This is a genomic window from Luteimonas salinisoli, assembly GCF_013425525.1.
GTDB lineage: Bacteria > Pseudomonadota > Gammaproteobacteria > Xanthomonadales > Xanthomonadaceae > Luteimonas > Luteimonas salinisoli.
The window spans coordinates 10,435-34,863 of sequence record NZ_JACCKA010000094.1 but is presented as its reverse complement, the minus strand read 5'-3'; the positions used below and the strand labels follow the sequence as shown (position 1 = coordinate 34,863).

Below are 24,429 nucleotides of genomic sequence, written 5' to 3'. Positions count from 1 at the left end.
GGTGCGCCGTGACGCGGCCGCTGCGGCGCGGTCGCGATCGCCTGGGCGGGCGCCGTTGAATCCGCCGCCGACCGGGCGCATATTGGTCCCGACCCCGTTCACGGCCCCGGGCGGCATCGGCGCCGTTGCGCTGCCCGCCCGCCTCCCGTTCCTCCCCCGATGCCCCTCGACGCCTTCCATCCCGCCGTCGCGCAGTGGTTCCGCCGCGCGTTTCCTGCGCCCACGCCGGCGCAGGCGCAGGCGTGGCCGGCGATCGCCGCCGGACGCCATACGCTGGTGGCCGCGCCCACCGGCTCCGGCAAGACCCTCACCGCGTTCATGGCGGCGATCGACGGCCTGATCCGCGAGGGCCTGGCGGCCGGACCGGAGGGACTGCCCGACGCCACCACGGTGGTCTACGTCTCGCCGCTCAAGGCGCTGTCCAACGACATCCACGTCAACCTGGAGGCGCCGCTGGCCGGCATCCGCGCCGAGCTGGCGCGGATGGGCCTGCCGGACGTGGAGATCCGCACCGCGGTGCGCACCGGCGACACGCCGCAGTCGGAGCGCGCCGGGATGCGGCGGCGGCCGCCGCACATCCTGGTGACCACCCCGGAATCGCTGTACGTGCTGCTGGGCTCTGAGTCCGGCCGCGAGATGCTGGGCTCGGTGCGCACGGCGATCGTCGACGAGATCCACGCCGTCGCCGACGACAAGCGCGGCAGCCACCTGGCGCTGTCGCTGGAGCGGCTGCAGGCGCTGTGCGCACGGCCGCTGGTGCGGGTGGGGCTGTCGGCGACGCAGAAGCCGATCGACGAGGTCGCACGGTTCCTCGTCGGCACGGGCGATTTGTCGCCGGCGGCGTCCGCCGCCGGACGCGATGGCGAGACCGTCCCGCAGGCGGCCGACTGCGCCATCGTCGACATCGGCTACGACCGCCGGCGCGATCTCGCGCTGGAGCTGCCGCCCACGCCGCTGTCGGCGGTGATGTCCACCGACCAGTGGGAGCAGGTGTACCGGCGCATCGCCGCGCTCGCCGGCGGGCACCGCACCACCCTGGTGTTCGTGAATACCCGGCGCATGGCCGAGCGCGCCGCGCGCCATCTGGGCGAACTGCTCGGGCGCGAGCACGTCGCCGCGCACCACGGCAGCATGGCGCGCGAACACCGCCTGGACGCCGAGCAGCGCCTCAAGCGCGGCGAACTGAAGCTGCTGGTGGCGACGGCGTCGCTGGAGCTCGGCATCGACATCGGCGACGTCGATCTGGTCTGCCAGCTCGGTTCGCCGCGCTCGATCGCCGCGTTCCTGCAGCGCGCCGGGCGTTCCGGACATTCGGTCGGTGGAGTGCCGAAGGCGCGCCTGTTCCCGGCCACCCGCGACGAGCTGGTCGAATGTGCGGCGCTGCTGGACTGCGTGCGCCGCGGCGAGCTCGATGCGCTGCGCATTCCGCCGGCGCCGCTGGACGTGCTGGCGCAGCAGATCGTCGCCGAGACCGCCTGCCGCGACTGGGACGAGGACGCCCTGTTCGGGATGCTCCGGCGCGCGTGGCCTTACGCGCGGCTGGCGCGCGCCGACTACGACGCGGTGGTGCGGATGCTGGCCGACGGCTACAGCAGCCGCCGCGGCCCGCGCGCCGGCTACCTGCACCGCGACGCGGTCAACCGCCGCCTGCGCGGGCGCAAGGGTGCGCGCATGACCGCGGTGATGTCCGGCGGCACCATTCCCGATACCGGCGACTACGCGGTGGTGCTGGAACCGGAGGCGACCGCCATCGGCACCGTCAACGAGGACTTCGCGGTCGAGAGCATGGCCGGCGACATCTTCCAGCTCGGCAACGCCAGCTACCGGATCCTGCGCGTCGAGCCGGGACGGGTGCGGGTGGAGGATGCGCAGGGGCTGCCGCCGAGCATCCCGTTCTGGCTCGGCGAGGCGCCGGGGCGCAGCGACGAACTCTCGGCGGGCGTGGCGCGCCTGCGCGCCGAAGTGGAGTCCCGCCTAACGGCGCAGGCACCGGAGCCCCCCGTAGAGCCGAGCTTGCTCGGCTGCGCGGTCCCCGGAGCCCCCGCACCGGACCAGGCGACGCGCCGCGGCACGGAGCGGGCGGTGGCATGGCTGCACGGCGAGTTGGGCCTCGACGAAGAGGCCGCGCGCCAGCTCGCCGTTTATCTGGCCAGCGCGTACACCGCGCTCGGCGCCCTGCCGACGCAGTCGCGGATCGTGCTGGAACGCTTCTTCGACGAGTCCGGCGGCACCCAGCTGGTGATCCATACGCCCTACGGCAGCCGCCTCAATCGCGCCTGGGGACTGGCGCTGCGCAAGCGCTTCTGCCGCAAGTTCAACTTCGAGCTGCAGGCCGCCGCCACCGAGGACGCGATCGTCCTGTCGCTGTCGACCAGCCACAGTTTTCCGCTGATCGAGGTCGCGCACTACCTGCATTCGGCTTCGGCCCGCGACGTGCTGGTGCAGGCGCTGCTGGATGCGCCGCTGTTCGGGGTGCGCTGGCGCTGGAACGCCACCACCGCGCTGGCGCTGCCGCGCTTTTCGGGCGGGCGCAAGGTGGCGCCGCAGCTGCAGCGGATGCGCTCGGAGGACCTGCTGGCCACGGTGTTCCCCGACCAGGTGGCGTGCCTGGAGAACATCGTCGGCGAGCGGGAGATCCCCGATCATCCGCTGGTGGCGCAGACCCTGCGCGACTGCCTCGACGAGGCGATGGACACCACCGGCTGGCTGCGGCTGCTGCGGCGGATGGAGGCCGGCGAGGCGGAGGTGCTGGCGTGCGACCTGACCGCGCCGTCGCCGCTGGCCGCCGAGGCGATCAACGCGCGGCCCTACGCCTTCCTCGACGACGCGCCGCTGGAGGAGCGGCGCACCCAGGCGGTGCAGTCGCGCCGCCATGCCGACCCCGAGGCCGCCGACGACCTGGGCCGTCTCGATGCCGACGCCATCGCCGAGGTCCGCATCCAGGCGTGGCCGGAGGTGCGCAGCGCCGACGAGATGCACGATGCGCTGATGGGCCTGGGGTTCGTGACCGCAGAGGAGGCGCGGCGCGATCCGTCCTGGCAGGCGCAGTTGGAGGCGCTGGCCGCAGACCGGCGCACCGCCCTCGTTGCGGTGTCGCAGGACGGCGCAGTGGCCCGTCCCCCCGGGGCCGGTGTCGCGCCAGTTCCCGCCGAGCGGGCCGGCGACGCCGCCGCTGCGCCGCTGGCCTGCTGGGTCGCGGCCGAGCGCCTGCCGCAGCTGCAGGCGCTGCATCCGCGGGCGCCGCTGCAGCCGGAGATCGCCGCGCCCGACGAATACGCGCGCATCGCCTGGACTCCCGAGGACGCGACGACCGAGCTGCTGCGTTCGCGCCTGTCCGGGCTGGGCCCCACCCCGGCGGTCGAGCTGGCGCGCAGCCTCCGGCTGTCCCCGGCGCAGGCCGAGGCCGCGCTGTTGCGTCTGCAGCACGACGGCTACGCGATGCAGGGCAGGTTCACGCCGGGCAGCGAGGCGACCGAGTGGTGCGAGCGCCACCTGCTGGCGCGCATCCATCGCTACACGCTCGGCCGCCTGCGCCGCGAGATCGAGCCGGTACCGGTGCGCGATTTCCTGCGCTTCCTGTTCGACTGGCAGCGCGTCTCCGGCGGAGCGCGCGCGACCGGCGCCGAGGCGCTCGCCGGGGTGCTGTCGCAGCTGGAGGGCTTCGAGGCGCCGGCCGCCGCCTGGGAAGCCGAACTGCTGCCGGCGCGCGTGGCCGGGTACTCGCTGTCCTGGCTGGACGAGCAGTGCACCGCCGGCCGCACCCTGTGGACGCGACTGCGGGCGCACGAGGCCGAGCCGGGCGCGGGGCGCGGTTCGGGATCCGTACGGGCGACGCCGGTGGTGCTGCTGCCGCGACGCAGCGCGGCGCACTGGACGCGGTTGGCGCCGCCGGTGGTCGATGCCGGGGCGCTGTCCTCGCGGGCCCAGCGCGTCGCCGGGCATCTCGCCGCGCATGGCGCCTCGTTCTTCGACGAGATCGCCGACGCCACCGGCCTGCTGCGCACCGAACTCGAGGACGCGCTCGCCGAGCTGGTGGCGCGCGGGCATGCGCACTGCGACAGCTTCGCCGGCCTGCGCGCGCTGCTGGTGCCGGCGTCGAAGCGGTCGCCGGCCCGCGGCCGCCGCCGCCGCCCCGCGCTGTCGGGCATCGCCGACGCCGGGCGCTGGGCCCCGGTGCGCCGCCCTTCCGCGGATGCGGGCAACTCCGGTACCGAGGCGCTGGAGCACGTCGCCCGCGTGCTGCTGCGCCGCTACGGCGTGGTGTGCTGGCGCGTGCTGGAGCGCGAGGCGGCCTGGCTGCCGCCCTGGCGCGAGCTGTCGCGGGTCTACCGGCGGCTGGAGGCGCGCGGCGAGATCCGCGGCGGCCGCTTCATCGCCGGCCTGTCCGGCGAGCAGTTCGCGCTGCCGGAAGCGGTGGGCCTGTTGCGCAGCGTGCGCCGGCGGCCCGACAGCGGCGCCCTGGTGTGCGTCGCCGCCTGCGATCCGCTCAACCTCACCGGCACGCTGCTGCCCGGCGCGAAGGTGCCGCGGCTGCCCGGCGCGCGGGTGCTGTACCGCGATGGCGTGCCGGTGGCCGCGCTGGTGGCCGGCGAGTTGCAGCTGTTGCAAGAGCTCGGCGACGCCGAACTGCCGTCGATCCGCAGACTGCTGCTGCGCGAGCCGGCGGAAAGGCCCGTCGTCGCCGCCTGACGCGCACCCCCGTAGAGCCGAGCTTGCTCGGCTGCGCGGGCTCCGGAGCCGGGAGCAGCGGAGCAAGCTCCGCTCTACGACGGCGGGCGGGACCGCTCAGGGGCGCGGACGAGGCGGGCCGGACCGGCGGCGGCCGGGTCGCGCATGCTCCGATCCTGCAGAATGGTCCGACCGCGCAGGCTGGAGGCTCACGTTGGGACTGGACATTCTGCTGATCGGGCTGGCGCTGCTGGGCGATCCTGCGCCGCCTGCCGCCACCGAGCTCCAGTACCGGATCGTCCCGAGGTACTACACCGCCGACGACGGGCTTCCCCAGTCGGGGGTGAACGCGATCGTGCAGAGCGCCGACGGCTACCTGTGGATCGGCACGTTCGGCGGCCTCGTGCGCTTCGACGGCTCGCGTTTCGAGACCTTTCGCGCCGACACCGGCCTCCGCGGCGCCGAGGCGCCGGAAGGCGACCGGGCCGGCCCGGGCAGCGACCGCATCCTCGCCCTGCACGAGGACGACGCCGGACGGTTATGGATCGGCACCCAGGACGCCGGACTGAGCGTTTTCGAGGACGGCACGTTCCGGCAACTGCCGGCCTGCGGCGACACCTGCCAGATCGGCGCCATCGTGCAGGATCGCCGCGGCACCATCTGGCTGGCGAGCAACGAGGGGATCTTCAGCGTCGATCCGGCCGATGGTCGCGCCGGGCAGGTGCCCGGTTCGGCGCGCTCGGGCCATCACCACATCGCCATCGATCCGGTCGGGCGGATCTTCGTCGGGGGCTACGGCGGCCTGCACCTGCTCGAGGCCGATCGGCTGCGGGCGATCCCGCTGCCGGACGGGCACGGCCGGGTGCACCTGCTGAAAAGCGAGGCCGGCACGCTGCTGATCGGGACCGAGCGCGCGCTGTACCGATTCGATCCCGAAAACGGCCGGTGGCTGTCTCTCGGCGTGGAACTCCCGGCGTACGCCACCCGCGACGGGGATGGCCGCTGGTGGGTGGCCACGCGCGCGGCGCAGGTGATGCGCGAGGACGCTGGCGGTGCATGGCACGCCGTTCCCGAACTCGACGGGCTCGGCATCAGCAGCATGTCCGTCGACGACGAGGGCAACCTCTGGATCGGCGGCGCCAGTCGCGGCCTGCTGCGGTTGCGCACGCCCCTGTTCGGCCTGTTCGCCGAAGCCCAGCTCGGAACGCCCAAGGCGGGGCGGGCGGTGGTCGGCGACGGCGGCGCAGGGCTGTGGTTCGGGCTGTCCTGCGACGGGCTGCGGCACTGGCGCGAAGACGGCAGCATCGTGGTGGTGGAGTTCCAGGAAGCGATGGAGAACGACTGCGTCGCCAGCCTGCTGCTGGATCGCGAGGGCACGGCGTGGGTCGGCAACGCCGGAGGGCGCCTGGGGCGTCTCGTCGACGGCAGCGTGGAGCACGTCGCCGCGTTCGCGCCGCATGCATCCGTCGGCGTCTGGCAGGAGACCGACGGCAGCTATCTGGTCGGCTCCGGAAGGTCGACCTACCGGCTGGTGCTGGATGCCGCGGGCAGGGAGGCAGGGCGCCATCGTATCGAGGCGCTGGAGGGGATGAGCATCAACCAGGTGGTCGCCTCGGCGCGCGGCGGCCGCTGGTTCATCGGCGATCGGGGCGTCCTGCGGCTGGTGGGCGACCGCGTGGTCGAGCAGTGGACGCCCGCCGAAGGGCTCTCCTCGCGCTTCGCCCGCGCGCTTCACGAGGACGTCGGGGCCGGGGTGCTCTGGGTGGGGACCTACGGCGGCGGGCTCAACCGGATCGCCGGCGGCCAGGTACGGCACTACGGCCAGGACAACGGCCTGTTCGACGATACCGTTTCGTGCATCCTGTCCGACGACAGCGGCCGCCTGTGGCTGGGCGGCAATCGCGGCGTCACCCTGTTGCCGTCGCCGCGCCAGGCGGGGGACGAGATCGCCTCGGTCGGCTACGCCGCGAGCGACGGGCTGGTGCCCGCCGAGATCAATGGCGGCGTCGCCGCCGCCTGTCATCGCGACACGCGCGGGCGATTGTGGTTCGCGCTCGTGGAGGGGTTCGCGGCGGTCGATCCTGCAGCCGTCGGCCCGGTGGAGCCGCCGTCCCTGCGGCCGCACATCGAGCACGTGGCGGTGGCCGGACGGCCGCGCAAGTCCGACGGCTCGACGCTCGTGCTGGATCCGTTCGCGCGCAATCTGGAAATCCGCTACACCGCCATCAACCTGAGCCAGCCGCTGAACACCCGCTTCCGCTTCCGCCTGTCCGGATTCGACGAGGACTGGGTGGAGGCGGGAAGCAACCGCAGCATCCTGTATCCGTCCGTCCCGTGGGGCGAGCACCTGTTCGAGGTCCAGGCGAGCGTGCTGGGCGGGCCGTGGTCGCCCGCTGCGGCAACGCTGCGGATCCGCCATCCGCAGCCGTGGTACCAGCGGCCCTGGATCTGGATGCTCGCCACCGCGCTCGGGCTGGTGGTGCTGGTCGGCAGCACGCGCGCGGAGCGCGAAGACCCCGAGCCCTCGCCCTCGCGGCTGCGGGCGCGGGGCAGGGGCCCGCGCTAGGCGAGGGCGCCGTGCTCGGGTGCAGGATCGGCGGCGGGGTCGCGCCCGCCAAGTGCGCCGGCCAGCCGCTCGGGCGAAAACGGCGGCGCCAGCGCCACGATGCCCGGGGTATCGGGCATCCGGGAATCGCGATCGAGGAGCAGCACCTGCGCCGCCCCGGGGACCACCGCGCCGATCTGGCGCAGGAGCATCAGCCCGTCGCCGTCGGGAAGACGCCCGCTGGCGACGACGAGATCGAAGGACGCCGACCGGAGCACCCGTGAAATGGCGTCGTCGGCGCTCTCGACAGCGACCACCTCGCAGCCTTGCGCGGCGAGCGCGCGGCCGAGCGATCGCGACAGCGCGATGTCGGCCGTCACCAGCAGCGTCCGCCGCCGCGGTGCGCGGTCGATGCCGGCCGCGGACGCCAGCGGCAGCCGGACTTCGAGGCGGGTGCCTTCGCCGGGCGCGCTTTCCAGTTCGATGCCGCCCCCGGCGTCGGTCACGAACCTGTGCACGATGCTCATGCCGATGCCGGTTCCGCTGTCCCGCGGCTTGGTGGTGAAGAACGGTTCGAACACCCGGCTCGCCACCTCGGGCGCCATGCCGATGCCGGTGTCGGCGACGCGGATCACCGCGTCTGCGCCGCACGCATGGACCGACAGCTCGAACCGGCCGCCGTCCGGCATGGCGTCGCAGGCGTTGCTGGCGATGTTGAGCAGCGCCAGTTCCAGTTCCTCGCGATCGAGCTCGACCGGCAGCCGGCCGGATGCCGCCTCCAGGCGCACCTCGACGTTGCGCGGGAACATCGGCACCAGCAACGGGCGCATGTCCTCGATCGCCTCGGCCAGATCGAAACGCGAGATCTCGCCGACCTGGGTGCGGCCGAAGCTGAGCAGACGCCGGGTGAGCATCGCGCCCCGCCGCGCCGCCTTGCGGATGCCGTCGAAGCCGGCCCCGCCGCCCGCGGTGCTCGTGCCGGCGTGACCGAGGATGACGCTGAGAATGTTGTTGAAATCGTGCGCCACCCCGGCCGAGAGGCGGCCGATCGCCTCCATCCGCTGGGTATGCAGCAGACGGGCGTAGGCGCGCTCCTTCTCCGCGATCTCGTGCTCCAGTTCCGCGCAGGCCTCGTCGAGCGCCTCGCTGCGGCGGATCGCCTTCTGCGAGATCGCGATCAGGCGGTCGAGGATCACCGCCAGCACCAGCACGTTGAGCGCGGCGAGCAGCAGGTCCGCGGTCACCCACGCTGCCGGAGCAGGGCCGGCGCCCCGGCCGGCATCGGCCATCGCCCCGAGCACGAGGGCGCCGGCGTAGCCCAGCGCGGTCCACCAGACCGCGCGCCTGCCCAGCAGCAGTCCGGCGAACAGCAGCGGCATCAGGTGGGTCATCTGCAGGCCGGTTTGCGCCTGCAGACCATAGGCCTGGTAGCTCAGGCCCACCAGCAGCATGCTTCCGGCCACCGTGATGCCGGCAGCAGGACGGTAGTGGCCACGCTGCAGCAGGAGGAAACAGGTCCACGCGCAGGCGCCGATCGCGGCCGCGGCGCTGAACTCGCCGGTCACCGGCGCGGCGGCGGACACGATCGCCATCGCCGTGGCCGCGCTGCCCACGACCACCAGGATGGTGCGCAGCATCAGGCCGTTGCGGCGGTCGTGCGAACGGCCGGCTGCGCCGCGTGCGGGCACGGTGGCGCGGCGGGCGCCGGCGGCGGGCGGGGCCGGTGCCGGCAGGAGCTTGCCGCCGAGCCGGGAGAGCCATGCCGCGGCGTCCGGCCGCTCAGGGGTCGAAGGCATAGCCGATCCCGCGGATGGCCACCAGCGGCAGGTTGGCGCCGGTGGCGCGCTGCACCTTGCGGCGCAGCCGGTGCACCAGCATCTCCAGCCGCGAGGCGGCGAACCCCGGCACCTCCGCCGCCAGCGCGGAGACCAGGTCGTCGCGCTTCACCTGCGCCCCGCGCGCGCCCAGGAAGGCGCCCATGAGGATCCGCTCGGCAGCGGAAAGCGCCACCGCGACGCCCTCCGGCGCCAGCAGACGCCAGCCGCCGTCGACCAGCCGCCATCGCTGGGGGGCGGCCACGTCCGCCGTTGCGGTGCCGGTCCGGCGCAGGATGCTGCGAATCCACGCAAGCAGCACTTCGGGTTCGATCGGCTTGCAGAGGTAGGCGTCGGCGCCGTTGCCGAGGCCGCGGACGCGGTCGGCATCGGTATCCATGCCGCTGAGCACCACCACAGCTGCGCGCGTCAACGTGCGCAGGTGCTGGATCGAGACGAAGCCGTCCTCGTCGGGCAGGCCCATGTCCAGCAGGACCAGGTCGTAGGGCCGCGCCGCCAGGTTGCGGTACATCTCCAGCGCCGAGCCGACGGCCGTGCAGGAATAGCCAGCCCCGGCGATCGCCGGCAGCAGCACCTCCCGGCGCAGCGACTCGTTGTCCTCGACGACGAGGATCCGGTGCCAGTGGCGCTGTTCGCGCGCGGGCTGCCCGGTGCGTAGCGATTCAAGGCCCGGATTCATGCCTGCACGCACCGCGACCCGCGGCCGGTCCGCGCCCGCGCGCCTGGCGTGCGGATTGCTTCGATCCATGTCTGCTTCGTCACGTCTGTTCCCCCTGCCTGCAGCGGTCGCTCCAGGACAATCCGGCGCCTGTCGTCCCCCAAGGGGCCGCGCATCGTCTGCGCGTCCGCGCCGGAACGACCCCCCGAGCCGGCGAAAAACCGCTCCCGCTCGATTGCATTTTATATCCGAATCCGGCGTCGCGTGCCCGATCGTGCGGCTGCCGAATCCTGAATCGGGCCCCGTCGCCGCGCTGCGCCGCCCTTTCTCCCGGGTGGCGCTCGAGGCACCGGCATCCCCGCGGAAGAGCGAAATGAAATGCAATCGAGGGAAAACATCTTTCCCTTGTAGCCGGTGCCGCATCGCCACTAGATTCCGCCGCCAGCAGCAACCGGAGCGGGACCAGGCGTCCCGGCCATGGCTTGCGCATCCCGGCGCCGGAGGCGGTGCCGGGATGCGGAGGCGATAGCGCGCACCGGCCTGCCTCATGGTGTCAATCAGGGGAAGATGCGTGGCCGTCACGTCCAAGCCCAAGGCAGCATCGCACTGCCGCAAGAACATTCTGTCGCTGTTGCTGGTCCTCTCGGTGTTGGCCGGCGCGTTCTCCGGCATGGCCGCGCTGGCGCAGTCTGCGGTCGTCAACACCGCGACGATCGCCCCGCCGGCCGGCACGGTCGACCCGGATCCCGATAACGACAGCGACGACGCGGTCCTTTCGGTCACGCCGCTGGCGGTCGAGTACGACTTCTGCCCGGCCGGCCAGGACGCCATCTTCAGCATCGTCAACGGCGTGGAGATCTGGCGCTACGACGCCGGCGCCGGCGCCGACGCCGCCGTTCCGGAGCTCGAGGCAACGGTATCGGGCGACCTCAACGGCCTGATGGTCGACCCGGTCCGCAACCGGCTGCTGTTCATTTCGCGCAGCGGCGGCAATACGATCCTCTGGGCCTACGACGCCGACAACGGCGGCTGGTACCAGGCCACCGCACCGTTCGTATCGCCCGATTTCCCGCGCGCCGGCATGACCCCGGGCGGCGTCGGCTACCTGATCGCCGGCAACAACGCCACGCCCGAGGTCTGGGAGGTCACCGCCGATCCGGCACCCGGCAGCTTCGGCTATTCGGTGGCCAACATCGGCAACCTGAGCTACGACCAGGGCCCCAGCAACACCAGTTCCGGCGACATCGCCTTCGACGCCAACGGCGTCGCCTGGCTGTCGGCCGGGGTCGATCTCTACAAGGTGGACCTGGGCGGCGGCAGCCTGGTCGCGCAGCGCCAGGTGCGGCCGTTGCTCAACGGCGCGCCCGCCGGCATCAACTGGGCCGGCGTGGCGTTCGCCGCCGACGGCACGCTCTACGTCGCCGACAACACCGCCAGCAGCGCCTACTACGCCTACGATCCGGCCACCGGCGTGCTGACGCAGGCCGCGCCGACGGGCGCGGGCGGGTCGCGCGACCTCGCCTCCTGCGCCTTCCCGGCGCTGGCCGAGGCGGAACTCTCGGTCGCCAAGACCCTGTCCGAGGTCAACGGCGCCCCCCACGCGCCGGGGACGCCGGTCCAGGCCGGTGACACGCTCGCCTACGCCATCACCGTCGCCAACACCGGCGGCACCGTCGGCACCCTGTTCGAGGGCGACGTGGTGGAAACCCTGCCCGCCGGCACCTCGTTCGTGGCCGCCGGCAGCGACTTCACCTGCGCGGGCAGCAGCTGTCCCAACTCGAACGCGTTCAACATCGCCGCCGGCGCCAGCGTGACGCTCGATTTCATCGTCCAGGTCGACGATCCGACGCCTGCCGGCGTGGAAAGCATCGACAACGCGGTGACCGTCGCCGGCGTGGACTGCAGCGCGCCCGGCAACGATTGCGAGGAAACTACGCCGGTTGGTTCGGCGGTGTCGGTGGCCAAGAGCGCCGATCCGGCGACGGGCAGTTTGGTCGCCGCCGGCGACACCATCACCTATACCCTGACCGCCACGATCCTCGGCGGCGCGACCACCGCGCCGCTCGAGCTCACCGATACCCTCGGCGCCGGGCTGAGCTTCGGCGCGGTGACCGACGCCGGCGACTTCGCCTGTACCGGCGCTCTGCAGTGCTCCCTGCCGACGGGCACGGTCCAGGGCACGTACACAGTGACCTATACGGCGACGGTCGATGCCGACGCCGCTGGCACCGTGGGCAACAGCGTCGCCATCACCGGCGATGGCGGCGACCCGGATCCCGAGTGCACCACGTGCAGCACCACCCACGGCCTCGGGCTGCCGGTCATTTCCACCGTCAAGAGCTCCGATCCGGCCGACGGCAGCCAGGTGCAGGCGGGCCAAGTGCTCACCTACACCTTGACCACCACGGTCGCCACCTCGGCGACGACCGAGCCGTATCTGCTGACCGACACGCTGGGCGCCGGACTCACCCTGGTGGAAGTGACCGATGCCGGGGCTTACACCTGCAGCGACGCGCTGGTGTGTACGCTGCCAGCCGGCACCGTGCCGGGTACCTACGCGGTCACCTACACCGCTACGGTCGATGCGGACGCCAGCGGCGCGGTCGCGAACAGCGTGGTCGGCGAGGGCGGCGGCGACCCGGACCCGGAGTGCACCGACTGCAGCACCGAGCACGACATCGCGCTGCCCGGGATCGCGACAGCCAAGGCCGCCAATCCGGCGGACGGCGTCGAGGTCAACGCCGGCGACGTGCTCACTTACACCCTCACCACCACGGTGGCGATGTCCGCTACCACCGCACCGTACGTGCTGACCGATACCCTCGGCGATGGGCTCACCCTACTGCCGGACTCCATCGAGGCGGGTGAGGGTGGCAGCTGCGAGGCGACCGGCGACGGCCTGGTCTGCACCCTGGCGGCAGGCGCCCTGCCGGGCGACCACGTGTTCACCTACCAGGCGCGCGTCGACGCCGACGCGGTGGGCGCGGTCGGCAACAGCGTGACCGGCGCCGGCGGCGGCGACCCGGATCCGGAATGCGCCGATTGCAGCACCGAGCATCCGCTGGCCGAGCCGGTGGTCACCGTGGCCAAGAGCTCCGATCCGGGCGACGGCGCCGAGGTCTCGGTGGGCGACACGATCGTCTACACCCTGTCGGTGACGATCGAGAACGCGGCCATCACCACGCCGGTGCTGTTGACCGACACCCCGGGTGCCGGGCTGGCCGTGGGCGAGTTGCCCGCCGGCTGCACCGGCGGCAGCGGCGGGATCGTGTGCACCCTGGCCGCCGGCGCGGTGCCGGGCGTGTACGCCTTCAGCTATCCCGCGACGGTGGATGCCAGCGCCGCGGGCGAGGTGACCAACGCGGTGGTCAGCGAGTACGGCGGCGCCATCGAGGCGGTCTGCCAGCCCTGCGGCACCAGTCACCGCGTGCTCGACGACACCGAGCTGCGCATCGTCAAGACCGCCGGCGTGCGCACCGCGCGCATCGGCGACCTGGTCCGCTACACCCTGACGGTGGAGAACGTGGGCGTCGTGAACCTGGTGGGCGGCACCGTGGTCGACACGCCGCCGCAGGGCTTCGGCTACGTCGAAGGCTCGATGGCGGTGCAGGACGGCGACGACGCCTTCGAGTTGGGGGCGGGCCGCCATCCGTTGAGCATCGGCGGACTGGACATCCCGGTGGGCGAGACCGCGACCGTGGTCTACCTGCTGCGGGTCGGCGCCGGCGTGCGCCACGGCACCCAGGTCAACGAGGCGCTGGCGCAGGACGGTTCGGGCAATCCGATCTCCAACGTGGCCACCGCGCAGGTGACGATCGAAGGCGATCCGCTGCTCGACGACAGTCTGGTGTTCGGCACCGTGTTCGACGACCGCGACGGCGACGGCTGGCAGGACAGCGCCGCCCTGAGCGGGCTGCGGGCGCAGGGCGGGTTCGCGCCGGGTGCGTACGTCGCCGGCTCGACCACGCTCGACCGCGGCAACGGCGCCGAGCCGATGGCCGACGCCAGCGCGCCGCTGCTGCACGGCATCGAGGTGGGCGCCATCGCGGCGCGGCAGTCGCAGGCCGATCCGGTCGAAGCTCGCCAGGTGGTGATCCGTCAACGCCTGCGCGAGGCGGCGTTCACCGACGACTTCGTGCTGACCAGCGACCAGGGCGTGACCGTGCGCATGGACGCCGCCGGCCGCACCACGGTCGAGCGGGACGGCGAATCGGCCAGGGGCCTCAACGCCGCCGAACCGACGGTGGAGCGGCGCATCGCCCAGGGCGAGGGCGGGATGGTGGTCGACTACGTGATCGGCAATGCCGGCGTCGACGAACGCGGCATCCCCGGGGTGCGCATCGCCTCGGTGGAAGGGCTGCTGGTCGAGACCGACCAGTACGGGCGGTACCACCTGGTGGACGTGCAGGGCGGCGAGCGCGGCTACCGCAATTTCATCCTCAAGGTGGATCCGTCGACGCTGCCGCCGGGCACGCCGTTCACCACCGACAACCCGCTGCTGCGGCGGATCACCCCCGGGGTGCCGGTGCGGTTCGACTTCGGGGTGCAGTTGCCCGTCGAAGCGATCCCCGGCGGCAGCGACTCCGCCGAGCTGACCCTGGGCGAGGTGATCTTCGCCCCGGGCAGCGCCGAGGTGAGGAGCGAGTACCTGCCCGCGATCGCGGAGATGGCCGCGCAGGTCGACGCCCACGGCGGCGGCGAGGTGACGATCACCGCCGACGGCGACAGCCAGGCGCTGGCCTTCGACCGCGCAGGCGCGGTGCGCGACCTGCTGCTGGCGCAGGTCGCGCCGGAACACCGCGAGGCGCTGACGGTGGAGGTGCGCACCGAAATCCACGACGCGCTGGTGGCGGGGGTGAACCAGAGCGGCGCGCTGCTCGGCACGGTGCTGTTCGACACCGACCGCGCCGCGATCCGGCCGGAGTTCGGACCGCTGCTCGACCGCGTCGCCGCGCGGCTGGAGCAGCTGGGCGGCGGCGTGGTGGCGCTGGTCGGGCATACCGACGTGCGCGGCAGCCATGCCTACAACGCCGAGCTGGGCCTGAGGCGGGCGCGGGCGGTGTACGAGGCCCTGGCGGAACGATTGAGTCCAGAGCTGCGCGCACGGGTGCGCGTGGAATCCAGCAACGATCCGACAGCCCCTGTCGGTCCGGAACGCAAGTGAGAGGGGGCCGGATCATGAAGATGAAGCTGCTCGATACCGCGCTGATCGGCATCCTGGCGGGCATGGCGTCGACGGCGCTGGCGCAGGACGCACAGGCGCCAGCGGCCACCACCGCGCAGACGGCCGACGACGCCGGCGCGGACGCCGAGGCCTGGCTGCGGCAACCGGCGCCGGGCGACGGCTCCAGCGCCGCGCAGACCGCACTGGACTGCTCCGCCGAAGGCTGCGTCTCCGACGAAGGCCTGGTGTTCAAGCTGCGCACGCGCAGCTACGACCGGCCGTCGACCGACGGCACCACGCCGCAGTCCTCCTCGGAGGCCTTGCAGCCGGACCGGCGCGTGACGGTCGGCCTGGAGCAGCCGGGCCGCGCCGTGGCGCAGGGCCGGTTCTCGATCGACCTGCCCGGCGGCGGGGTGATCTGGGCCACCGAGGATCCCACTCTGGGCCAGCCCGAGCTGTCGGTCTCGGCGCCGGGCATGGTGCCGTTCGACGGCACCGCGATCACCCGCCCGGTGCGCTTCTTCGTGCGCGGCAACTACAGCGGCTTCATCGAAAAGATGGAGCTGGCGGTGTTCCGCGCCAGCGACGGCGACCTGGTCCGGCCGCTGGCCAGGGTGCCGATCGCGGTCGCGCCGGTGGCGCAGGTGGAGTGGGACGGCGCGCTGCCGGCGGAGATGCCTTTCCGCGACGGCGACGAGCTGGTCTACGTGCTGCGCGCCTTCGACGCCGCCGGCAACATCGACGAGACCCAGCCGCGGCGGCTGCAGCTGGTGCGCCCGGACGAGGCCGAGCGCGGCCGCCAGCGGCTGCGCGAAGGCACCGAGCGCGCGCTCGGCACCGCGCTGAGCGAGGAGCAGGCCGAGACCCAGCGGCTGGTCGACGACGTGTTCGGCCAGAGCGCGCTGCGCTACCAGAACATCCCGATCTACGGCTCGCGGGTGCGCGTGCAGGGCCGCAACCTGCCGGCCGGCTACGCGCTGCTGATCAACGGCGACAGCTATCCGGTGGACCTGGAGCGCAAGTTCGTCGCCGAGTACCTGATGCCGGTGGGACAGCACCGCTTCGACATCGCCCTGCAGGGCCAGGAAGGCGCCACCCCGGTGCGGCACGCGCTGGACGTGGACGTGAGCGGGCGCTACTTCTTCGGCGTCGCCCTGGCCGACCTGACCGTGTACGAGAACAGCGCCAGCGGCCCTGGCCGCGACCTGGCGCGGGCCGGGCGCGACGACGACATCCTCAGCGACGGGCGGCTGGCGTTCTACGGCAAGGCCAAGTTCAAGGGCAAGTACCTGGTCACCGCCCAGGCCGACACCCGCGACCGGCCGCTTGAGGACCTGTTCGATGGCTTCACCCAGGCCGACCCGCAGGACGTGTTCCGGCGCCTGGACCCGGACCTGTACTACCCGACCTACGGCGACGACTCGACCACGTATCGGGACGTCGACACCATGGGCCGCTTCTACCTGCGCGCCGACTGGGACAAGAACGAGGCGCTGTGGGGGAACTTCCACACCGGCATCACCGGCACCGAGTACGGACAGTACGTGCGCTCGCTGTACGGCGCCGCGCTGAACTGGCGCTCGCGCGTCGCCAATCCCTGGGGCGACCCGGGTACCGAACTGCGCGTGTTCGGCTCCGAGGCTCAGACCGCGCCCGGGCACAGCGAATTCACCGGCACCGGCGGCAGCCTGTACTACCTGCGCCACACCGACGTGCTGCCGGGATCGGACCGGGTGGTGCTGGAGGTACGCGACCGTGCCACCGGCCGCGTCGAGCAGCGGATCGAGCTGCTGCGCGGTGCCGACTACGAGATCGATGAGCTTCAGGGCCGAGTCCTGCTGACCCGTGCGCTCGCGCAGATCACCCGCCAGAACGTGTCGTCGATCACCCGCGACACGCCGCTGGACGGTTTCGAGCAGCGCCTGATCGTCGACTACGAATGGGTACCCTCGAGCTTCGACGCCGACGAGATCGCCATGGGCGTGCGCGGCAAGCACTGGTTCGGCGATCACGTCGGGGTGGGGCTGACCTACGTCGACGAGAATCGCGCCGGCGAGGATTACACCTTGATGGCGGCCGACCTGACGCTTCAGGCGGGCAAGGGCACCTACCTGAAGCTGGAGCACGGCCGCACCGAGGCCACCAGCGCACCAGTGTTCTTTTCCGACAACGGCGGCCTGTCGTTCACCCAGCTCAACCCGCAGGGCCCGCGCGAGGGCGACGCCAGCGCAGTCGAGGCGCGGGCCAACTTCCAGGAACTGGGCTGGACCGAGCAGGAGTGGAGCGCGGCGGCGTGGTGGCGGCAGGTGGACGCCGGCTACTCGATCTCGCGCTTCGACACCGGGCTGGAGACCGAGGAGCACGGCGCCGAGCTGCTGGGCCGCTTCACCCCGAACCTGGGCATGCACGCGCGCTACAGCAAGGCCGAGCGCGGCGGCGAGTCGCTGACCCAGATGCAGGTCACCGGTGAATGGCGGATCGGCGCCGACGCGGCCCTGGCCGCCGAGGTCCGCCGCACCGAGGAAGAGCGCAGCACGGGGGAGGCTGCCGGCACCCTGGGCGCATTGCGCTACACCCACCGCTTCGGCACCGCGCTGGACGTGTTCGGCACCGCCCAGGTGACCCTGGACGACGACAGCGGCCGCTACGCCGACAACGATGCCTACAGCCTGGGCGCGCGCTACAACTTCGCCAACCTGTCGAACATCGGCGCGGAAGTGACCACCGGCGACCGCGGCGATGCGGCCACGGTCAACGGCGAGTACCGCCTGAATCCGCAGCACAGCTTCTACGGCGGCTACACCTACTCCACCGACAGCACCGAGTACCACTCGCTGTTCAACCCCAACCGCCAGAACGGCTGGACCTTCGGCCAGCGCTGGCGGCTGTCCAACCAGGTGAACCTGTTCAATGAGAGCCAGTTCCTCAAGACCCGCAACGAGTCCGGGCTGGCGCACACCTACGGCATGGACTTCTACCCGGGCGTGGGTTGGAATCTCGGCTTCACCGTCTCGGACGGCGAGCTGACCACCGCCGGCGGCGGCCAGGTCGACCGCCAGGCGGTGAGCCTGAGCGGCGGGCGTACCTCGTCGGATACCGACTGGCAGAGCAAGCTGGAATGGCGGCGCGACGACGGCGCCGAGCGGCGTACCCAGTGGGTGAGCACCAACCGGTTCGCCCACAAGCTCAACGAGAGCTGGCGGATCGCGGCGCGGTTCAACTACGCCGACACCGACGACGAGCTGGATCCGGCCGCCGGCGCGAAGTTCATCGAGGGCAACTTCGGCTTCGCCTACCGGCCATGGGACGGCAGCCGCTGGGGCCTGTTCGGACGCTACACCTACCTGTACGACCTGGCCACGCTGGGGCAGGCGGGCGGCGCGCAGTACGACCAGAAGAGCCAGGTGCTGGCGTTCGAGGGCGTGTACCGGGTCGATCACCACTGGGAACTGGCGGCCAAGTTGGCCCGGCGCGAGGGCGAGGTGCGCTTCGGCCGCGGCACCGGCGACTGGTTCGATTCGGCGACAACCTTCGCCGCCGGCCAGGTCCGCTACGAGCTGCGCGAGAAGTGGCATGCGCTGGCCGAATACCGCTGGCTGGACGTCAAGGACGGCGGCACGAGGCAGGGCTTCCTGGTGGGCGTGGACCGCGATCTGAACCGCAACTTCCGCATCGGCGCCGGCTACAACTTCACCGACTTCAGCGACGACCTGACCGACTTCGACTACGACCACAAGGGCTGGTTCGTCAACTTCGTGGGGAGCTATTGATCATGTCCACTTCCGCTCCTAGGGCCGCAACGGCGGCGCTGTGCGCGATCCTGCTCATGCTGGCCGCGTCCGCGGCGCAGGCGCAGGTCGTCCGCAGCTTCACCCCGCGCGCCAGTTTCAACCAGCCCGGCAACGCGGCGATGATCGGCAACGCGCTGATGACCTGCACCGACGGCGCGAACCAGTGCGCACAGGCCCGGCTGGGCACGGCGACCGGCACCACGGGTGCCAACCATCCCAACAACAACAACGCCCACCAGATGGTGTTCGTCGACGTGGATCCGGCGGCCGGGCTAGGCAACAGCTCCAGCGCCGACCTGAACCTGCCGGCGGGGGCGACGGTTCTGTTCGCCGGCCTCTACTGGGGCGCTCGCGCGGACGGGGCTGCCGCCGGCCGCAACGCGCTGCAGTTCCGTCCGGCGGGCGCGATCGGCTACCAGACCATCACCGCGGCTCAGCTCGACACCAATACCATCGGCGGTACCGCGGCCAACCGTGCCTACTTCGCGTCCGCGGACGTGACCGCGCTGGTCCAGGCCGCGGGCAACGGCACCTACACAGCCGGGGGCATCGTCGGCACCACCGGCACCGACCGCTATGCCGGTTGGAGCCTGATCGTGCTGTATCGCGATACCAACGAGCCGTTCCGGCGGCTGATGGTGTACGACGGCGCTGCCAACGTGACCGATGGCGCGCCGGTCGACATCTCGGTCTCGGGCCTGTTGACGCCGCTGACCGGCTCGTTCGACACCTTCCTCGGCGCCCTGACATGGGAAGGCGACCTGAGCATCCTCGGCGACCAGTTCGTGATGAACGGCACCCAGCTCAACGACGGCCTCAACCCGGCGACCAACTTCTGGAACAGCACCGTCAGCCGGCTGGGCAGTCACCTCAGCGCCAAGACCCCGGACTACGTCAACCAGCTCGGGATGGACATCGATTACGTCGACGCCAGCAACATCCTCGCCAACGGCGCCACCTCGGCCACGTTCCAGTTCACGTCCAGCGGCGACGTCTACTATCCGCACGCGCTGGTGTTCGCGGTCGACCTGTTCGTCCCGGACCTGATCACTTCGTTCACCAAGCAGGTGGTGGACCTCAACGGCGGCGAACTCGTGCCCGGCGACGAACTGGAATACACGGTGTCGTTCGTCAACGAGGGCGAGGACGGTGCGCTGGACGTGATCGTCACCGATCCCATCCCGGCCAACACCAGCTACGTGCCGGGCAGCCTGGAGATCCTCGGCAATGCGCCCGGCGCGCCGACGGGCGCGATGACCGACGCGGCCGGCGACGACCTGGCCGAGTTCCTGGCCGGCCCGGATCGCGTGGTCTTCCGCCTGGGCAACGGCGCCGACGCCAGCAGCGGCGGCCAGATCCTGCCCGACGAGGCGGCGTCGTTCCGGTTCCGCGTGGTCGTCGACGACGACAACGCGCTGGCGGAGACGGACATCGTCAACACCGCGAGGATCGACTACGTGTCGCAGACCCTCGACGAGCCGTTCGACGGCGAGAGCAGCGCGACGATCACGGTGGCGCCGATCGCCGATCTGTCGATCGTCAAGAGCAGCTCGGACGATGCGGTGACCTCGGGGGACGAGGTCGTCTACCAGATCGTGGTCGCCAACAACGGCCCCAGCGCCGCGGACGGTGCGGTGGTGACCGACCCCGGCGTCCCGGACAGCCTGGAATGCACCGCACTCGTCTGCTCGGCCGACGGTGGTGCGGCCTGCCCGGCGGGCCCCACGCCGGCGCAGCTGGCTGCAGGGCTGGTGATCCCGACCCTGCCCAATGGAGGCACGGTGACGCTGGCGCTGACCTGCACGGTGACGGCCAGCGGCGTGCCGTAAGCGGAATTCGGTTCGCTCCGGCTCTCGAGCCCGTCCGCTCGGGTGACAGCGAAGGCTTCGCCGTGGTCGTGGCAAGGGTGAAGCCGCGTGCAGGGCCAGGCAGGTCCCCGTAGAGCGGAGCTTGCTCCGCTGCTCCCGGCTCCGGAGCCGGCGCAGCCGAGCAAGCTCGGCTCTACCGGTGGGCTCCGGAGGCCCTGCAGCCGAGCAAGCTCGGCTCTACAGGGGGCTTCGGAGCCTGTGTGGCCGAGCAAGCTCGGCTCTACGGGGAGTGAGGGGTCTGGTGCACGGCGGGAGCGGGTTCAACCCGAGCCAGCCACGGCTTCCAGCACCAGCCCGCCGTAGCGGGCCAGCTTGCCTGCGCCGATACCGCCGATGCCGGCGAGTTCGTCCTCGCTTCCGGGCCGGCGCGCGGCGATCTCGCGCAGGGTGCTGTCGTGGAAGATCACGTAGGCGGGGACGTTCTGCTCGCGCGCCAGCCGCGCGCGCAGCTCGCGCAGCGCCTCGAACAGCGGCAGGTCGGCGGGCGCGAGGTCGGCCGCCGGCGTGACACCGCGCGTCGCGCGAGTGCGCTCGCGCTCGCGGCGTGCGGCGATCCGTCGCAGCAGCACCCCTTGTTCGCCCTTGAGCACGGCGCGGCTGTCGCTGGTCAGGCGCAGCCCGCCGTAGCCCTCGGCATCCACCTCGAGCAGCCCGTGGGCGACCAGCTGGCGGAAGACGCTGCGCCAGGCGCGCGCGTCCAGGTCGGCGCCGATGCCGTGGGTGCTGAGGCGGTCGTGGCCGAACTGGCGCACCTTCTCGCTGTCGCTGCCGCGCAGGATGTCGATCACGTGCGCGGCGCCGAAGCGCTGGCCGCTGCGGTAGACGCAGCTCAGTGCTTTCTGCGCGGCCTCGGTGGCGTCCCAGGCCTCCGGCGGCTGCAGGCAGTTGTCGCAGTTGCCGCAGCCTCCGCCGGTGGCGCCCTCGGGCGCCGCCGCCACGTAGTCCTCGCCGAAGTTGGCCAGCAGCACCTGGCGCCGGCAGCGCATCGATTCGCAGTAGCCGACCAGGGCGTCCAGCTTGCGGTGCTCCAGGCGCTTGCGCTCGTCGCCGGACTCCGACTGCTCGATCATCTGCCGCAGCAGCACCAGGTCGCCGAGGCCGTAGCACATCCACGCGTCGGCGGGCTCGCCGTCGCGTCCGGCGCGGCCGGTCTCCTGGTAGTAGCCCTCGATCGACTTGGGCAGGTCGACATGGGCGACGAAGCGCACGTCGGGCTTGTCGATGCCCATGCCGAAGGCGATCGTCGCCACCACCACCACGCCCTCGGCGCGCAGGAAGCGGCGCTGGTTGTCGGCGCGCCGCCCGGCGTCCATGCCGGCGTGGTAGGGCACCGCGTCGATGCCGTGGCCGGCGAGGAACTCCGCCATTTCCTCCACCTTGCGCCGCGACAGGCAGTAGACGATGCCCGCCTCGCCGCCGTGCGCCTGCAGGAAGTCGAGCAGCTGGCGCTTGGCGTTGTCCTTCTCCACCACCGTGTAGCGGATGTTGGGCCGGTCGAACGAGCTGACGAAGCGGCGCGCCTCCTCCAGCTGCAGGCGTTCGGCGATCTCGCGCTGGGTGGGCGGATCGGCGGTGGCGGTCAGGGCGATGCGCGGCACCTGCGGCCAGCGCTCGTGGAGGATGGTGAGTTCGCGGTACTCGCGGCGGAAGTCGTGTCCCCACTGCGAGACGCAGTGGGCCTCGTCGATGGCGAACAGCGCCAGCGGCGCGCGGTCGAGCAGCGACAGGAAGCGGGGGGTGAGCAGGCGCTCGGGCGCCACGTACAGCAGGTCGAGCTCGCCGGCCAGCAGCTGGCGCTCGATCGCCTGGGCCGTCTCGGCATCGAGGGTGGAGTTGAGGAACGCCGCGCGCGCGCCGAGCTGGCGCAGCGCCTCCACCTGGTCCTGCATCAATGCGATCAGCGGCGAGACCACGATCGCCGCGCCCTCGCGCAGCAGTGCCGGCAGCTGGTAGCACAGCGACTTGCCGCCGCCGGTCGGCATCAGCACCAGGGCGTCGTTGCCGGCGGCGACGTGTTCGACGATGGCGGCCTGCTCGCCGCGGAAGGCGGCATGGCCGAAGACGCGCTGCAATGCGTCCAGTGCGGGGGTCTGCATGGGCACAGGATACCGGAGCGTCCGCCGGCGCCGCAGCGGAAAGGATCCCGGTGCCGGTCGGGGATCGGCGCGCCTGGCGGTAGGGAAATGCCGCGGCGCCCGGCGGACGCGCGTAGAGCCGAGCTTGCTCGGCTGCTCCGGGCTCCGGAGCCTGCGTAGCCGAGCAAGCTCGGCTCTACGGGGGCTCCGGAGCCTGTGTAGCCGAGCAAGCTCGGCTCTACGGGGGCTCCGGAGCCTGTGTAGCCGAGCAAGCTCGGCTCTACGGGGGGCTTCGGAGGCTGGGCAGCCGAGCGAGCTCGGCTCTACTGGAGCAGGGAGCGCAGCATCCAGGCGTACTTCTCGTGGGTCTGCAGGCGCTGGATCAGCAGGTCCTCGGTGGGCTCGTCGTCGGCGTCGTCGGCGACGTCGAGCGCCTTGCGCGCGGTGCGGCAGACCGCCTCGTTTCCGACCACCAGCTGGCGCACCATCTCACGCCATTCCGGCGCCTTTTCCAGGCCGGGCTCTTCCTTGATCGAGGACAGGTCGATGAACTCGGCATAGGAGCCGGGGGCGTTGTAGCCCAGGGCGCGGATGCGCTCGGCGATATCGTCCAGGGCGTTCCACTGCTCGGTGTACTGCTCCTCGAACATCGTATGCAGGGCGTTGAACATCGGCCCGGTGACGTTCCAGTGGAAGTTGTGGGTCTTCAGGTACAGGGTGTAGGCATCGGCCAGGAAGGTGGACAGGTGCTGGGCGATGCGCTTGCGATCCTTGTCGCCGATTCCGATATCGATCGCCGGCGCGCCGGACTGCGGGCCGGGCGAGGCCACGGCAGGCGTCGTGCCGACGCCGCGGGCGTTCTTCTTCGGCGGCTTCTTGGGTCCGGCGGTCTTGGTCTTTGCCATCATCGGGGCTCCGGTGGGGATGGATTTGCCGCCACAATACGGCGGTCCGCGTTCTCGATATGTGACTTTCCGGAGGTTTTGCAAGCGAAGTGGAGAATCCCAGCGCCAAGGCGGTGACCGCCGCGTTGAAGCGCGCCCGCGGCGCGATCGGCGACGCCCTGTCGCGCGACCGCGGGCGGCTGCACGGCCTGTGGTCGCGGTGGCGTTCGGCGCCCGCCAGCGGCGAGGCGCGGGCGCGCTTCGAGCAGGCGCTGCAGGCATCCATCGCCGCGCGGGCCGCACGCGCGGCGGCGCTGCCCGTGGCGCAGGTCGAGGCCTCGTTGCCGATCGCCGGCGAGGCCGCGCGGATCGTCGAGCTGATCAGGGACCATCCGGTGGTGGTGATCGCCGGCGAGACCGGTTCCGGCAAGACCACCCAGTTGCCGAAGCTGTGCCTGCAGGCCGGCCGCGGCGCCGCGGGCACGATCGGCTGCACCCAGCCGCGACGGATCGCCGCCCGTGCGGTCGCGCGGCGGGTGGCCGACGAACTGGGCGTGCCCCTGGGCGGCGCGGTCGGCTACCAGGTGCGCTTCAGCGACCGCACCGTGGAGCGCACCGCGATCAAGTTCATGACCGACGGCATCCTGCTGGCCGAGATCGCCTCGGACCGCTGGCTGTCGGCCTACGATACCGTCATCGTCGACGAGGCCCACGAGCGCAGCCTCAACATCGACTTCCTGCTGGGGTACCTGAAGCGGCTGCTGGAGAAGCGCCGCGACCTGAAGGTGATCGTGACCTCGGCGACGATCGACACCGAGCGCTTTTCGAAGCACTTCGGCGATGCGCCGGTGGTGAACGTGGAGGGTCGCGGCCATCCGGTGGAGGTGCGCTACCGCCCGCCGGGGGGAGAAAGGGGGTCGGAGTCGCTTTCTCCCGGAGAT

10 protein-coding genes are annotated in these 24,429 nt (G+C 72.0%); 6 read left to right on the top strand and 4 right to left on the bottom strand.

Annotated features, from left to right (window positions below):
- The first annotated feature begins 159 nt into the window (after positions 1-159).
- Positions 160-4,689 (top strand): DEAD/DEAH box helicase, encoded by a 4,530-nt coding sequence (locus H0E84_RS19305; RefSeq protein ID WP_180680289.1) that lies wholly within the window; start codon positions 160-162, stop codon positions 4,687-4,689.
- A gap of 193 nt (positions 4,690-4,882) precedes the next feature.
- Positions 4,883-7,234, top strand: coding sequence for a ligand-binding sensor domain-containing protein (locus H0E84_RS19300; protein WP_180680288.1), 2,352 nt, complete (start codon positions 4,883-4,885; stop codon positions 7,232-7,234).
- Here H0E84_RS19300 and H0E84_RS19295 read toward each other — a convergent pair.
- Positions 7,231-9,009 (bottom strand): ATP-binding protein, encoded by a 1,779-nt coding sequence (locus H0E84_RS19295; protein ID WP_180680287.1) that lies wholly within the window; start codon positions 9,007-9,009, stop codon positions 7,231-7,233. The two genes, H0E84_RS19300 and H0E84_RS19295, sit on opposite strands and share 4 nt — an antisense overlap.
- On the bottom strand, positions 8,993-9,727 hold the full coding sequence (locus H0E84_RS19290; RefSeq protein WP_180680286.1) for a response regulator transcription factor: 735 nt from the start codon (positions 9,725-9,727) through the stop codon (positions 8,993-8,995). Before H0E84_RS19290 ends, H0E84_RS19295 begins: the two co-directional genes overlap by 17 nt.
- Positions 9,728-10,277: 550 nt before the next feature.
- Between H0E84_RS19290 and H0E84_RS19285 the strand changes: the two genes are divergently transcribed.
- Genes H0E84_RS19285 through H0E84_RS19275 form a run of 3 tightly spaced genes read left to right on the top strand, consistent with a single transcriptional unit; the run spans position 10,278 to position 20,490 of the window.
- Positions 10,278-14,870 (top strand): DUF7927 domain-containing protein, encoded by a 4,593-nt coding sequence (locus tag H0E84_RS19285; RefSeq protein WP_180680285.1) that lies wholly within the window; start codon positions 10,278-10,280, stop codon positions 14,868-14,870.
- A 14-nt stretch (positions 14,871-14,884) separates the two neighbouring features.
- Positions 14,885-18,640, top strand: a complete 3,756-nt coding sequence (locus tag H0E84_RS19280; RefSeq protein ID WP_219339847.1) for a hypothetical protein — start codon at positions 14,885-14,887, stop codon at positions 18,638-18,640.
- A 2-nt stretch (positions 18,641-18,642) separates the two neighbouring features.
- Positions 18,643-20,490 carry a DUF11 domain-containing protein gene (locus H0E84_RS19275; RefSeq protein WP_180680284.1) on the top strand — a complete coding sequence of 616 codons (1,848 nt, stop codon included), beginning with the start codon at positions 18,643-18,645 and terminating at the stop codon, positions 20,488-20,490.
- A 299-nt stretch (positions 20,491-20,789) separates the two neighbouring features.
- Here the strand turns inward: H0E84_RS19275 and recQ are convergent, their stop codons facing one another.
- Positions 20,790-22,625, bottom strand: coding sequence for a DNA helicase RecQ (gene recQ / locus H0E84_RS19270; protein ID WP_180680283.1), 1,836 nt, complete (start codon positions 22,623-22,625; stop codon positions 20,790-20,792).
- A 302-nt stretch (positions 22,626-22,927) separates the two neighbouring features.
- On the bottom strand, positions 22,928-23,509 hold the full coding sequence (locus tag H0E84_RS19265; RefSeq protein WP_180680388.1) for a Dps family protein: 582 nt from the start codon (positions 23,507-23,509) through the stop codon (positions 22,928-22,930).
- 89 nt (positions 23,510-23,598) lie between these two features.
- On the opposite strand from H0E84_RS19265, the gene H0E84_RS20595 reads away from it, so the two are divergent.
- Positions 23,599-24,429, top strand: an 831-nt coding sequence (locus H0E84_RS20595) for a DEAD/DEAH box helicase (protein ID WP_425600514.1), incomplete at its 3' end; no start/stop codon positions are given.